Annotated in this window: 11 protein-coding genes; 1 reads left to right on the top strand and 10 read right to left on the bottom strand. The window is 65.9% G+C overall.

Annotation, left to right across the window (positions count from 1 at the left end):
• From BIS11_RS03415 to BIS11_RS03375, 9 genes are all read right to left on the bottom strand, one after another.
• Nucleotides 1-225 (bottom strand): ATP-binding cassette domain-containing protein (locus BIS11_RS03415; RefSeq protein WP_253585736.1); only part of this gene is annotated, 225 nt, incomplete at its 3' end.
• The gene (gene urtC, locus BIS11_RS03410; RefSeq protein WP_253585735.1) at nt 222-1,358 is read right to left on the bottom strand and encodes an urea ABC transporter permease subunit UrtC; all 1,137 of its coding nucleotides are present in this window, start codon (nt 1,356-1,358) and stop codon (nt 222-224) included. The genes urtC and BIS11_RS03415, both read right to left, overlap by 4 nt.
• A 3-nt stretch (nt 1,359-1,361) precedes the next feature.
• The gene (gene urtB, locus BIS11_RS03405; RefSeq protein WP_253426354.1) at nt 1,362-2,969 is read right to left on the bottom strand and encodes an urea ABC transporter permease subunit UrtB; all 1,608 of its coding nucleotides are present in this window, start codon (nt 2,967-2,969) and stop codon (nt 1,362-1,364) included.
• A gap of 75 nt (nt 2,970-3,044) precedes the next feature.
• On the bottom strand, nt 3,045-4,325 hold the full coding sequence (urtA, locus tag BIS11_RS03400) for an urea ABC transporter substrate-binding protein (RefSeq protein WP_253585737.1): 1,281 nt from the start codon (nt 4,323-4,325) through the stop codon (nt 3,045-3,047).
• Between the two features lie 389 nt (nt 4,326-4,714).
• Nucleotides 4,715-6,199, bottom strand: a complete 1,485-nt coding sequence (locus BIS11_RS03395; RefSeq protein WP_253426021.1) for a tripartite tricarboxylate transporter permease — start codon at nt 6,197-6,199, stop codon at nt 4,715-4,717.
• 47 nt (nt 6,200-6,246) lie between these two features.
• A complete protein-coding gene (locus tag BIS11_RS03390; protein WP_253426018.1) occupies nt 6,247-6,729 on the bottom strand; it encodes a tripartite tricarboxylate transporter TctB family protein in 483 nt (160 codons plus the stop codon).
• An 86-nt stretch (nt 6,730-6,815) separates the two neighbouring features.
• Nucleotides 6,816-7,811 carry a tripartite tricarboxylate transporter substrate binding protein gene (locus tag BIS11_RS03385; protein ID WP_253426015.1) on the bottom strand — a complete coding sequence of 332 codons (996 nt, stop codon included), beginning with the start codon at nt 7,809-7,811 and terminating at the stop codon, nt 6,816-6,818.
• Between the two features lie 143 nt (nt 7,812-7,954).
• Nucleotides 7,955-8,674: a response regulator gene (locus tag BIS11_RS03380; protein WP_253426012.1), complete on the bottom strand. Its 720-nt coding sequence runs from the start codon at nt 8,672-8,674 to the stop codon at nt 7,955-7,957.
• A gap of 18 nt (nt 8,675-8,692) precedes the next feature.
• Nucleotides 8,693-10,375 carry a sensor histidine kinase gene (locus BIS11_RS03375; RefSeq protein WP_253585734.1) on the bottom strand — a complete coding sequence of 561 codons (1,683 nt, stop codon included), beginning with the start codon at nt 10,373-10,375 and terminating at the stop codon, nt 8,693-8,695.
• A 196-nt stretch (nt 10,376-10,571) separates the two neighbouring features.
• On the opposite strand from BIS11_RS03375, the gene BIS11_RS03370 reads away from it, so the two are divergent.
• On the top strand, nt 10,572-11,258 hold the full coding sequence (locus tag BIS11_RS03370) for a YdiY family protein (protein ID WP_253426009.1): 687 nt from the start codon (nt 10,572-10,574) through the stop codon (nt 11,256-11,258).
• Between the two features lie 9 nt (nt 11,259-11,267).
• Here BIS11_RS03370 and BIS11_RS03365 read toward each other — a convergent pair.
• On the bottom strand, nt 11,268-11,771 hold a 504-nt coding region (locus tag BIS11_RS03365), incomplete at its 5' end, for an ABC transporter permease (RefSeq protein ID WP_253585733.1).

The raw sequence follows: 11,771 nt of genomic DNA, 5'->3' as shown, positions 1-11,771 counted from the left end.
GTCCATCATGGTGGTCTTGCCCGCGCCGTTGGGGCCGATGATGCAGCGAAGCTCGCCGTCGTCGATGGTCAGGTTCAGCTTGTTGATCGCCCTGAAGCCGTCGAAGCTGACGGTCACGTCCTCCAGGTAGAGGATCGGGCCGTGGCGCACGTCGACCTTCGACGCCTGGGGCGCCATGAAGCCGAACACCCGGTCGCGGCTCTTGATCTCCTGAAAAAAGCTCATGCGCTCGCCTCCTGTGGTTGCGCGCCGCGTCGCCGGCGCAGGTGGGCGAAGAGCCCCGCCACGCCTTTCGGCAGTAGCACCGTGACCAGCACGAACAGCCCGCCGAGGGCGAAGAGCCAGGCGTCCGGCATCACGCCGGTGAACACGGTCTTGGCGTAGTTGACCAGAATCGCGCCGATCACCGCGCCGTAGAGCGTGGCGCGCCCGCCAAGCGCCACCCACAGCACGATCTCGATGGAAAAAAGCGGCGAGAACTCGCTCGGGTTGATGATGCCGACCTGGGGCACGTAGAGCGCCCCGGCAACCCCGGCGAGCATGGCGGAGACGACGAACACGAAGAGCTGGAAGCGCTCGACCCGGTAGCCGAAAAAGCGCGTGCGCGCCTCGGCATCGCGGGTCGCCACGCACACCCGGCCCAGCTTGCTGGTGACGATCGCCCGGCACAGCACGTAGCCGAGCGCCAGCGCCACGCCGGTGGCCAGAAAGAGCCCGAGGCGCGTATCGCTGCTTCTCAGGTTGAAGCCGAGAATCTCGCGGAAGTCGGTGAGCCCGTTGTTGCCGCCGAAGCCCATCTCGTTGCGAAAGAACGCCAGCATCAGCGCAAAGGTCAGCGCCTGGGTGATGATCGAGAGATACACCCCGGTCACCCGCGAGCGAAACGCCAGAAAGCCGAACACCAGCGCTAAAAGGCCCGGGGCGATCAGCACCATGGCAAACGCAAACCAGGCCATGTCGAAACCCAGCCAGTACCAGGGCAGGCTCTCCCAGTTGAGAAACACCATGAAGTCCGGCAGCACCGGGTCGCCGTAGGTGCCGCGATCGCCGATCTGGCGCATCAGGTACATGCCCATGGCGTAGCCGCCGATGGCGAAGAACGCGCCATGCCCGAGGCTCAGAATGCCCAGGTATCCCCACACCAGATCCACCGCCACGGCGAGCAGCGCATAGCTCAGGTACTTGCCGAACAGGTTCACGGTGTAAGCGTTCACGTGCAGCGCATGGCCCTGAGGCAGCGCCACGTGCAGCACGGTGACCAGGGCGAGGGCGGCCAGCAGCACGCCGAGAAAGAGCTGGGTGGTGCGCTCGCCGAAGGGGCGCAGCAGCCAGAAACGAGTCGATTGCGATGGCGTCATCGATCAGCCCTCCGCCGCGCGGCCCTTCTGCGGGAAGAGTCCCCGCGGGCGCTTTTGAATGAACAGGATGATGAACACCAGCACGATGATCTTGGCCAGCACCGCCCCCGCCCAGGGCTCGAGCACCTGGTTGATCACGCCCAGCGACAGCCCCGCCACCAGCGTGCCCCACAGGTTCCCCACGCCGCCGAACACCACCACCATGAACGAATCGATGATGTAGTTCTGACCCAGGTTCGGGCCGACGTTGGTGAGCTGGGAGAGCGCCACCCCGGCAAGCCCGGCCACCCCCGAGCCCAGCGCGAAGGTGAGGATGTCCACGCGGGTGGCGCGAATCCCCATCGAGCGCGCCATGGCGCGGTTCTGGGTCACCGCGCGCACCTCCAGCCCAAGGCGCGTGCGGCGCATGACCAGCATCAGCGCCGCGAACACGAAGAGCGCAAAGCCCATCACGTAGAGGCGGTTGAGCGTCAGCGACAGCGCATCGTTGATGATGAGTGACCCGCTCATCCACTCCGGTGTCACCACCGTGCGGTTGAGCGGCGAGATCACCGTGCGCACCAGCTGCTGCAGGATCAGGCTGATGCCGAAGGTCGCCAGCAGCGTCTCCAGCGGGCGCCCCTTGAGGAACTGGATCACGCTGCGCTCGATGGCGATACCGGCAAGCGCGGCCACCAGAAAGCCGGCGGGAATCGAGAGCAGCAGCGCAAGCCCGGGCTGTCCGGGCAGAAGCTGCTGCATCATCCAGGTGGTGTAGGCGCCGAGCATCATCAGCTCGCCGTGGGCCATGTTGATCACGCCCATCACGCCGAAGGTGATGGCAAGCCCGATCGCCGCCAGCACCAGCACGGAGCCGAGGCTCAGGCCGAAGTAGAGCGTCTCGATGCCGCGGTTGATCTTCAGGTTCTGCTCGACGCTTGCAAGGGCCGCGCGGGCGGCGTCCGCCACCGCCGGGTTCTCGGCATTCGTGGCCCGGTTGAGCGCCACCCGGGCGCGCGGGTGCAGGCTTCCGGCCAGCGCTTCCACGCCTGCCATCTCGCCGTTTTCGGCCTGATGGATCGCCACCGCTTGCGCCAGACGCCGGCGCACGTACTCGTCTTCGGCCTCCGCGATCACCGGCGCCAGGGTCTCGGAGAGCTCGTCGTCCACCTCACCCAGCAGCCGGTCGGCGGAGCTGCGCCGGCGCTCCACATTGGGAGAGTAAAGATCGACCACGGCGATGGCGCTTCGCAGCTGGTTGCGCAGCGCGTTGTTGATGCCGATACGGTCGAGCTCGCGGCGCGATATTTCGCCCAGCGGCTCGCCGCTGAGCGCGTCCTCGACGGGCCAGTCGCGTCCGGTATTGTTCAGCACGACCACGAAGCGGCCGTCGCCTGCGCGCTGCAGTCGGCCATCGAGCAGCGCCTGCAGCCACTCACGGGCGCGCTCGTCGTCGCTTTGCAGGATGGCGGTGATCGCCTCGCCCTTGTCGCGGTAGGAATCGACGTCCAGGGTTTCGAGCAGTCGATAACCCGCCTCATCGGTCGGCGGAGCGTCGGTCTGGGCAAGCGCTGCGGGCAGCAGGCCCATCAGGAGCGCGCACAGGAACGCCTTGAAAAGGAAGCGCCTCATGGGGTTGTTCCTTCGAAAAGAGGTGAAGAGACAGCGTGCTCCCTTGCCGCCGGGCGGCGGCAAGGGGTTGGGGCGTTACTCGGCGAGCGCCGCTTCGGCTTCTTCTACCGCGGTGCTGCCACCGCACGAGCCGTTGACGACGTTGAAGTTGCCGCACGCCATGGGCTTGCGCCAGTCCGCGATCAGATCGCGCGAGCCCGGCAGGAAGTCGGACCAGGCGTCGCCGGCCACGGTGGAAGGCGTCTGCCAGACGATGTCGAACTGGCCGTTGTCCTGCACCTCGCCGATCAGCACCGGCTTGGTGATGTGGTGGTTGGGCATCATGGCCGCATAGCCGCCGGACAGGTTCGGCACGGTCACGCCGATGATCGCGTCCTTCACCGCGTCGACATCCGTGGTGCCCGCCTTGCGCACCGCTTCCGCCCACATGTTGAAGCCGATGTAGTGAGCCTCCATCGGGTCGTTGGTCACCGCCTCCTCGTCGCCGGTCCAGTCGATCCAGGCGTCGATGAAGTCGTAGTTCTCGTCGGTGTCCACGCTCATGAAGTAGTTCCAGGCCGCCAGGTGGCCGACCAGCGGGCCGGTGTCGATGCCGGAAAGCTCCTGCTCGCCCACGGAGAAGGCGATGACCGGGATGTCCGCCGCATCGATGCCTTGGTTGGCGAGCTCGCGGTAGAACGGCACGTTGGCGTCGCCGTTGACGGTCGAGACGACGGCGGTGGGCTTGCCCTCTTCGCCGAAGCGACGGATCTCGGAGACGATGTTCTGCCAGTCCGAATGGCCGAAGGGGGTGTAGTTGACCATGATGTCCGCCTCGTCGATGCCGTGCTCTTCCTGCAGATAGGCCTCGAGGATGCGGTTGGTGGTGCGCGGGTAGACGTAGTCGGTACCCACCAGGGCGAAGCGCTCGATGCCGACCTCGTTGATCAGGTAGTCCACCGCCGGAATCGCCTGCTGGTTGGGCGCCGCACCGGTATAGAAGACGTTCTCGGAGGACTCCTCGCCTTCGTACTGTACCGGGTAGAACAGCAGGCCGTTGAGCTCCTCGAACACCGGCAGCACCGCCTTGCGCGACACGGAGGTCCAGTTGCCGAACACCACGTCCACTTCCTCCTGGGCGAGCAGCTCGCGGGCGCGCTCGGCGAACAGCGGCCAGTTGGAGGCCGGGTCGACCACCACCGCTTCGAGCTGGCGCCCGAGCAGGCCACCGGCCTCGTTCTGCTGCGCGATGAGCATCTCGACGGTGTCCTTGAGCGTCGACTCGCTGATCGCCATGGTACCGGAGAGCGAGTGCAGGATACCGACCTTGATCGGGTCGTCGCTCTCCTGGGCGACGGCCTGGGTACCCGCGCCCATCACGGCGGCGGCGAGAAGGGAGGTGACGAAACGGCGAGAAAGCGGGTTGTGCGTTGGAATGGCCACTTGAATCTCCTTGCACCCTTTTCGAAGGGCTCGTTGTTTGAGCGGCGAACCGGCCGATCACCGGCGCGCGAAAGCGTCGCCCAGAGCTCTTGCAAGGGATGCGCCAAGCTGAAGCCTTGCCGAATCACTCCTTATCAATCAATTGGTTGGAAGCAATCACATCGTCGTTTCGATGTTCGGCTGCACTATGCTGGATCAAAACGCCGTTCACCGTGCACGTCGCCAACGCACCAAAATGGCAGGCCGCACCAAAAGCGTTCGCCAACGCCTGAAACCAAAAAAGCGCCCCGCAGGGCGCTTGGTAAAAAGACGTCGCTGCGCGATCAGGCCTTGCGGCGACGTTTCTTGATCAGCGGCAGCGTCAGCGACAGCGCGGCGATGACGAGCAGCGCCAAGGAGATGGGCTTGTCGATGAAGGTCATCCAGTCGCCGCCGGAGATCTGCAGCGCCCGGCGCATGGACTCTTCCATGATGTTGCCGAGAATCAAGGCCAGGATCAGCGGTGCTGCCGGGAAGCCGAACAGGCGCATGCCGAGCCCCAGGATGCCGAAACCGAGCAGCAGCAACAGGTCGAACACGCTGAAGCTCATGCCGTAGACGCCGATCATGCAGAAGATCAGGATCAGCGACAGCAGCAGCGCCTTGGGCATGTCGAGGATCTTGGCGATAAAGGGGATCAGCGGCAGGTTCAGCACCAGCAGGAAGATGTTGCCGATGTACATGCTCGCCACCACGCCCCAGAACACGTCCGGACGCTGTTCGAGCATCATCGGCCCCGGGTTGACGCCCATCACTAAGAGCGCCCCGAGCAGCACCGCCGTGGTGCCGGAGCCGGGTACGCCAAGCGTCAGCAGCGGAACGAAGGAGCCGGTGCAGGCGGCGTTGTTGGCGGCTTCCGGGGCGGCCACGCCCTTGATGTTGCCCTTGCCGAAGGTATCGCCGTCCTTCGCGATCTTCTTCTCCATGCTGTAGCCCAGAAACGAGCCGATCGTGGCGCCGGCGCCCGGCAGCACGCCGGTAAAGAAGCCCAGCACGGAGCTTCGGCTCACCGGCCCCGCGATCTCGCCCACTTCGGAGCGGGTGAGCTTGAGCGAACCGATGGCGTTGCGCGGCCCCTCCTTGCTGTCACCGCCGCGCAGCAGCATGTAGAACACCTCGGCCAGCGCGAAGATACCCAGCGCCACCACCAGGAAGTCGATGCCGTCGAGCAGGTTGATCGAGCCCAGGGTGAAGCGCTCGGTGCCGGTCTGCATGTCGATCCCGACGATCGAGATCATCACCCCGACCACGGCGGCGATCAGCCCCTTCACCAGTGACTTGTCGGAGAGCGACACCACGGCGGTCAGGCCCAGCACCATCAGGGCGAAGTACTCCGCCGGGCCGAAGCTCACCGCCACCTTGGAAAGAAGCGGCGCTACCAGCATCAAGAAGACGACGGACACGGTGCCGCCGATGAAGGAGGCATAGGCGGCGATGGCCAGGGCCTTGCCGGCCTGGCCCTTCTTCGCCATCGGGTAACCGTCGAAGGAGGTGGCGACGGTGCCCGCCACGCCCGGGGCGTTCAGAAGGATCGACGAAGTGGAGCCGCCGAAGATGGCGCCGTAGTAGACGCCGGCCATCAGGATCAGTCCCGAGGAGGGCTCCATCGAGAAGGTGATCGGAATCATCAGCGCCAGCGCGCTGATCGGTCCAAGGCCCGGCAGCATGCCGATGATGGTGCCGGCGAACACGCCGGCGAAGACGTAGGCGATGTTGATCGGCTCCAGCGCGATGCCGAAGCCATACATGAGATTGTTCAGAGCATCCATGGGCGTGTCTCTCTAAAACAGGATCGAAGGCGGCGTTCAGGCAGGGCCTAGAACGGCAGCACGCCAGTGGGCAGGTAGACGTCCATCACGCGGGTCATCACCAGGTACAGACTCAGCACCACGCCGAGTGTGGTCGCCAGGGTGACAAAGTAGCGATGGTAGCCGTAGTAGGTGGTCAGGCCCACGCACAGAAGCGTCGAGGCGAGCACGAACCCCAGCGGCACCAGCAGCAGCGCGTAGGCCGCCACGGCCAGGGCGGTGACGATCACCCGCGCCCAGGGCGTGAACAAGAGCGGGCCGCGCGGGGCGTTCGGGTCGATGGTATCGGCACCGGCGATCGGCGCGGGCTTCTCGAAAAACAAAAAGACGGACAGCAGCAGCAGCGTGAAGCCGAGCACCTTGGGAAACAGGTCGGAATCCACCGGGCGCGGCAGCGGAAAGGTGGGAATCTGCCACGCCATGGCGATATAGGCCGCGGCCACCAGCGCCAGCACCAGCGCCAGCCACTGGTTGGTATTGAGTCGAGTCATGGGGAGTCTCCGAAAGACATGCACGGGGCACGCATGCAACGACGCCCGGCGCTCACGGCGCCGGGCGCTTCTTCATGGGCGCGAACTTACTGGCGCAGAAGGCCCAGGTCGCTCAGCACGCTGCTGAACTCTTCCTGCTGCTCGTCGAGGAAGGCACTGAAGGCTTCACTGTCCTGATAGGCGTCGATCCAGCCGAGCTGGTCGCGCGCTTGCTGCCAGCCGTCGGTCTCGAGCATCTCGGCGAACAGCTCCTCGTAGTAGGCCACTGCCTCCTCCGGCATGTCCGGGGTGCCGACCACGCCGCGCCAGATGTCGAAGGTGTAATCGATGCCCTGCTCCTGGTAGGTGGGCACGTCCGCCAGGCCACCGCCCAGGCGCTCCGGCGCGGAGACGCCGAGGGCGCGCAGCTGGCTGCCTTCGCCGAGCTGACCGACGGATTCGCCGGCGCCGGTGATCACCGCTTCGACGTGGCCGCCCATCAGGTTGGTCATGGCGTCGCCGCCGCCGGAGAACGGGATGTAGTTGACGCTCGCCGCATCGAGCCCGGCCGCCGCCGCAACGCCCGCCATGGAGATGTGGTCCATCGAGCCCGGGGCGCTGCCGCCGCCGACGCTCAGGTTGGGGTTCTCCTTGAGCGCGTCGAACAGATCACCCAGGCTCTGATACTCGGAGTCCGCATCGACCAGAATGATCGAGTAGTCGGTGATCACTCGCGCGATGGGGGTGAAGTCGGTGTGATCGTAGCGCGAGGCGCCGGCCAGCGGCACCAGGATCAGGGGCGGGCTGGCGGCGAACATCTTGTGCGGGTTGCCGGTATCGCGGGCCACCTGGGCCCAGGCCACCGCACCACCGCCGCCCGGCACGTTGATGGCGGCGAAGTTCTGATCCGCCAGGCCTTCTTGCTGGATGACGCGGGACATGGTGCGCACCAGCGTGTCCCAGCCACCGCCGGGGTTGGCCGGGGCGATGAATTCGATCGACTTGATCGGTGTCCACTCTTGCGCCTGGGCACTGGCCGTAGCGCCCACGAGCAATGCAGCGGGCAGAGCCAGCAGGGTGAGGCGTTTCAGGGAAGTATTCATTGGCGTCTCCACGTATTTATGCGTGTTGTTATATCGTCTTACGCCGGGCACGTTAGAAGACCGGGGCCACGGCGAACAAGCTTGTGGCCATAAACCGCAAAAAATTCTTTGTGGGCATTGTGTTCATTCTGCTCACGGCGCGTTCAGTCGGGCTCGATCAGCCGGTAGCGCCGCTCCGGGCGGCCCACGTCGCCATAGCCGAGCTCGGCGATCACGCGCTGCTCGGCGACCAGAAACTCGAGATAGCGCCTTGCCGTCGAGCGGCTCGCGCCCATGGCGCGGGCCACCTGCATGGCGGTCTGCGAGGCGTGCTCGGCGCAAAGCGCCTGCTCCACCCGGTTCAGGGTAAGCCGGTCGATGCCTTTTGGCAGGCCGGCCGTGCCGGCACCGCCTGGGGCCGGGGCGGCGCCGGGTGAGAGTCTCGCCAGCATCTGATCGAGCTCCTCCTGGCTCATCTCGTCGCGGTTGGCCATCGCTTCGCGCTCGTGGCGAAAGCGGGTGAGCATGCGATTCATCCGCTCGGCCTCGATGGGCTTGATCAGGTAGTCGAACACGCCGCCGCGCAGCGCCTCGGAGATGGTCTCGACCTCCTTGGCGGCGGTGACCATGACGATGTCCACCCGGGTGTAGTGCCGGCGCAGCGCCCATAGAAGCTCCAACCCTTCGACATCGGGCAGAAAGGCGTCGAGCAGCACCAGATCGACGCTTGCGTGGTGCGCGGCCATCAATGCCCGGGCATCGGCGGCGTTGTGGGCCACGCCCACCACGCGAAAGCCGTCGCTGCGCTCGATGAACGCCTTGTGGATATCGGCGATGCGAAAGTCGTCCTCGACGATCAGAATGCCGTAGTGCATGGCGGCCATGAAGACTCCTCGTGGTTGTCAGCGAGCCGGCGCGGGCTTGCTGGAAAGCGCGTCCAGCACGGCGGTGAAGCACGCCCCGCCGAGTTCGCTCTCCTCCAGCGTCACCGCCCCGCCGTGGCGCTCGCAAAGCCGACTGACCAGCGCCAGCCCCAGGCCCTGATGCTTGCCGCGCTTGGTCGAGAAGCCTTCAGTGAAGATCGCCTCGGCGTGCTCCGGCGCCACCCCGGCGCCGTTGTCCTCGACCTCGACCAGCACCTGCTCGCCCAGGTCGGTGAAGAACAGCCGCACCCTGGCGCTCTGGGCGTTGGGGCCGCTGCGCGCGGCGAAGCAGGCGTTGTCCAGCAGGTTGCCCACCACGCTCATCATCACCTCCTGACCGCTCGGGGTCAGCGGTTTCGATAGCGAGCTGTGCTCGTCGATCTCGAGCGTGACGCCGAGCTCCCGTGCCCGGGTCAGCTTGCCCAGAAGCGTTCCGCTGAGCACGGTGTCCGCCACGCGGCTCATCAGAAAGCTCATCTGCTTTTGCGCCCGCTCGCTCTCCTGGTGGATCAGCTTGAGCGCCTCCTCGACGCGCTCGAGCTGCAAGAGCCCGGAGATGGTGTAGAGCTTGTTGGAGAACTCGTGAGCCTGGGCGCGCAGCATGTCGACGTCGCGGCTCGCCTGGGTGAGCGCCTCGGAGAGATCGATGATCTCGCGGCGGCTTCTGAAGGTGGCCACCGCCCCTTCGATCTCGCCCTCGTCGACGATCGGCACGCGGTTGACCACCACCGGGTGATCGCCGAGCCACATCTGCTGGTCGAACTCCTGCTCGCCGCGCTTCAATACCTCCAGAAGCCGCGAGTTGGGCACCACCTCGCGGATCGGCTGGCCGAGCAGCACATGATCGTCGGAAACGCCCATGAAACGGCGCGCCTGCTGGTTGACCAGGGTGATCTGACCTTCGCGGTTGACCGCGAGAATGCCTTCGTGGATGGACTGGAGAATCGCCTCCTTCTCCATGGCCAGCCGCGCGATCTCGTAGGGCTCGAGGCCCAGGATCACCCGCTTGAGGTGCTGGGAGAGCCAGTACGCCCCGGCAAAGCCGAGCAGGATCATCAAGCCCACCAGCGACCAGCCCAAAAGCGTGTAGCGCGCCGCATCCGAGGCCACCCGGTCGGCCAGAAAGCCCACCGATACCAGGCCGATGACGTTGCCCTCCTCGTCCCAGATGGGTGTCTTGCCGCGCATGGCGGTGCCGAGCGTCCCGGTGGCCCGGGAGACGTAGGACTGGCCGTGGATCAACGCCTGGTCGTTGTCGCCACCGACCATGCGCTCGCCCAGGCGCTCGGCCACCGGGTGGGAGTAGCGGATCGACTGGGCGTTGCCGACCACCACGTAGCGGGCGCCGGTCTCCTGGCGCACCCGCTCCGCCAGCGGCTGGATGATGCGCGCCGGGTCGTCGGTTTCGAAGGCGGCGATGATGCTCGGCATGCCCGCCACGCTCTTGGCCACCGCCAGCGCCCGCTCGCCCATCTGCTCGCTGACGATGTCGGCCTTGCGATGGTTGAGGTAGGCCCCCTGGGCGAGCAGCATCGTGGCCAGCAGAAAGCCCACCAGCAGCATGACCTGCAGACGAAAGCTGCGCTTGTACCAGCGGCGCTTGGCCCGCGGGCGCTGGCCGAGCGGCAGGTCGGAAAGCGATGGGAACCGGGAAGGGGTCATAGGGAACTCGACGTGCGCGGTGGCGTCATTATGGCACGCGCGCCCAAGCCACGGTAACCTATCGAGCCTTGAACGCGCCGTCGAAGACGGCGAACGACTCGCCTTTTCCCACTCGTCGCCAGTAGAAAGGAGTAACGTGCTGACTTTTTTGCGAGCCAGTGTATTGATCGGCGGGCCGTTGCTGGCCGGCGCGGCGATGGCGAACCCGTTCTACGCGCCGCCGCCGCCGGACGACGGCTCGCCGCGTTTCACCGGCGATGCCGAGCTCGGCTTCACGTCTCTTTCCGGCAACACCAACAGTCAGACGCTGATCGGCAAGACACGGCTCACCTGGCTGACCGGGGACATCACCCACTCGCTGCGCGGCGAGGTTCGAAACGTCACCAAGGATAGCGAGACCAGCGCAGAGCAGTACCTGATTGCCGGTCGCGAGCGCTTCGACTTCAGCGGCCCGCATTACCTGTTCGGTTTCGCGCGCTGGGAGAAGGATCGTTTCGCCGGCTACGACCAGCAGCTCTCGGTGATCGGCGGCTATGGCCGCCAGTTGATCGACAGCGACACCCAGGCGCTGTCGCTGGAGGCGGGGCCGGGCTATCGCAACGACCGGTTGCGTGACGACGACAACGAGCAGCTGGCCGTGGCCTACAGTGCGCTGGCCTATCGCTACAGCATCTCGGACGTCGCCGACTTCGAGCAGGAGATGTCGCTCGAGTACACCAGCGATAACACCACCGCCCGCTCGCTGACGGCGCTGACCGCTCGGGTCAGCTCGCGCATCTCGCTGCGCCTGTCCCACGAGATCAAGCAGAACTCCCAGCCGCCGGACGACGCCAGCGAGCGCACCGACACCACCACCAGCGCCTCGCTGCTCTACCGCTGGTAGCCTGCCCGCCTACCGCCCGCGATGCGCCCAGCCGGTCATGCGCTTCTCGAGCCACGAGAAGCACTCGTACATCACCATGGCCATGGCGCTGATCACGATCAGTCCGGCGAACACCAGTCCCATGCGCATCTGCGAGCCCGCGCTCATCATCAGGTAACCGATGCCCTGGTTCGATGCCACGGTTTCCGACACCACGGTACCCACGAAGGCGAGCGTGATCGCGATCTTCAGCGAGGCGAAGAAGTAGGGCAGCGAGCGCGGCAGCCCCACCTTCAACAGCACGTCCAGACGCCGCGCGCCGAGCACGCGCAGCACGTCCTCCATTTCCGGCTCCAGCGTGGCAAGCCCCGTGGCCACGTTGACCACGATGGGGAAGAAGCAGATCAGAAACGCCGTCAGTATCGCCGGCACCGACCCGATGCCGAACCACACCACCAGGATCGGTACGAAGGCGACCTTGGGAATGGCGTTGAAGCCGACCAGCAGCGGGTAGCAGGCGTTGTAGAGAAAGCG

Source organism: Halomonas sp. 707D4 (assembly GCF_024158685.1).
In the GTDB taxonomy this organism is placed as follows: Bacteria; Pseudomonadota; Gammaproteobacteria; order Pseudomonadales; family Halomonadaceae; genus Vreelandella.
Note: the sequence above shows the minus strand (reverse complement) of the source record. Positions and strands in the feature narration are given on the sequence as shown.

Coding starts and splice junctions, on each gene's coding strand:
- BIS11_RS03395 (WP_253426021.1), bottom strand. CDS start 6,199: ATGGATGCTCTGAACAATCTCATGTATGGCTTCGGCATCGCGCTGGAG.
- urtC (WP_253585735.1), bottom strand. CDS start 1,358: ATGACGCCATCGCAATCGACTCGTTTCTGGCTGCTGCGCCCCTTCGGC.
- BIS11_RS03370 (WP_253426009.1), top strand. CDS start 10,572: ATGGCGAACCCGTTCTACGCGCCGCCGCCGCCGGACGACGGCTCGCCG.
- BIS11_RS03380 (WP_253426012.1), bottom strand. CDS start 8,674: ATGGCCGCCATGCACTACGGCATTCTGATCGTCGAGGACGACTTTCGC.
- BIS11_RS03390 (WP_253426018.1), bottom strand. CDS start 6,729: ATGACTCGACTCAATACCAACCAGTGGCTGGCGCTGGTGCTGGCGCTG.
- urtA (WP_253585737.1), bottom strand. CDS start 4,325: ATGGGCGCGGGTACCCAGGCCGTCGCCCAGGAGAGCGACGACCCGATC.
- urtB (WP_253426354.1), bottom strand. CDS start 2,969: ATGAGGCGCTTCCTTTTCAAGGCGTTCCTGTGCGCGCTCCTGATGGGC.
- BIS11_RS03375 (WP_253585734.1), bottom strand. CDS start 10,375: ATGACCCCTTCCCGGTTCCCATCGCTTTCCGACCTGCCGCTCGGCCAG.
- BIS11_RS03385 (WP_253426015.1), bottom strand. CDS start 7,811: ATGAATACTTCCCTGAAACGCCTCACCCTGCTGGCTCTGCCCGCTGCA.